General features: G+C 77.2%; 2 protein-coding genes. Both read left to right on the plus strand.

What is annotated here, in order from left to right; all coding sequences use genetic code 11:
- Positions 1-207: 207 nt before the first annotated feature.
- Complete coding sequence (locus tag ACFV4F_RS40900; RefSeq protein WP_380510643.1) at positions 208-963, plus strand: alpha/beta fold hydrolase; 756 nt, start codon at positions 208-210, stop codon at positions 961-963.
- Positions 964-1,033: 70 nt separating this feature from the next.
- Positions 1,034-1,435 (plus strand): TrmO family methyltransferase (locus tag ACFV4F_RS40905; protein WP_380510646.1); only part of this gene is annotated, 402 nt, incomplete at its 3' end.

Raw genomic sequence — 1,435 nt, forward strand, 5'->3', positions numbered from 1 at the left:
CCGGCGCCGCGCGCCCCGGCGGCGCCGGCGCCCCCCCCCGCGCCGCGGCCGCCCCGGCGCCCGGCGCCCCACGCCGCCGCCGGGGCACCGGCACGGCCCGCGGCGAAGGGCGCTCCGGAGGGCCCGGCGGAGCCCAGGAGTACTTCGGCCCGGGCTGGGAAGGTAACGGCCCGCCACCACGCTCCACCCCACCCGACAGGAGTCCGCATGACGATCGCCCACCGCGCCCTCGGCACCGGCGAGCACAAGGTCCTGGTCCTGCACGACTGGTTCGGCACCAGCGCCGCCTGGGGCCCGTTCCTCGACTACCTCGACCCGGAGGCCTTCGGCTACGCCTTCCTCGACTACCGGGGCTACGGCGAACGGCTGGACGTGGAGGGCGAGTTCACGCTCGCCGAGATCGCCTCGGACGCGTTCGCGCTGGCCGACCGGCTCGGGTGGGACACCTTCTCCGTCGTCGGCCACTCGATGGGCGGCAAGGCCGCGCAGCGCATCCTCGCCGAGGCGCCCGGCCGGGTGCGCAAGCTGGTCGGCGTGACGCCCGTGCCCGCGAGCGCCTACCCACTGGAGGGCGACGCGTACGACCTCTTCCACGGCGCCGCGCAGAACCCGGCCAACCGGCGGGCGATCCTCGACCTCGTCACCGGGCAGCGGGCCAACCCCCGCTGGCTCGACGCGATGACGGCCCGCTCGGTGGCCGGCTCCCGGCCGGAGGCCTTCGCCGCCTACCTGGCCGACTGGACCACCCAGGACTTCGCGGCCAAGGTCGCGGGCAGCCCGCTGCCGGTCAAGGTGTTCGTCGGCGAGCACGACCTCGCCCTCACCGCCGAGGCGATGCGCGGCACCTGGCTCACCCACTACCCGCAGGCCGAGCTGGAGGTCCTGCCCAACTCCGGCCACTACCCGATGTACGAGATCCCGGTGGCCTTCGCGAGCGCCCTGGAGGCGTTCCTGCGCGCCTGAGCGCCGCGCACGGCATCATCGGAGGAATCGGACGGACCGGGAGCGACAACCACCGAGCGGGGAGCGAGCGATGGCGGACGGGCACTTCGAGGTACGGGCGATCGGCCGGGTGGAATCACCGCTGCTGGACCGCTCCGGCGCGCCCCGGCAGGGCGACGAGGGCGGGCCGGAGGCCTGGCTGGCGTTCGACCCCGCGGTGGAACGCGCCCTCGCCGACCTGGCGGCCGGGCAGGAGGTCCTGCTGCTCACCTGGCTCGACCGGGCGGACCGCGAGGTGCTCGCCGTCCGCCCGCGCGGGGAGCGCTCCCGGCCGGAGACCGGCGTCTTCGCCACCCGCTCCCCCGACCGGCCCAACCCGATCGGCCTGCACCGCGTCACCATCCTCGCCGGGGGCGCGCGGGGGGGGCGCGGGGGGGGGGGCGGAAGCGGGGCGGGGGCGCCGCGGCGCGGCGGGAGAACCCCCCCGGGGCCC

This window comes from Kitasatospora sp. NPDC059722 (genome assembly GCF_042733235.1).
Taxonomy (GTDB): Bacteria; Actinomycetota; Actinomycetes; order Streptomycetales; family Streptomycetaceae; genus Kitasatospora.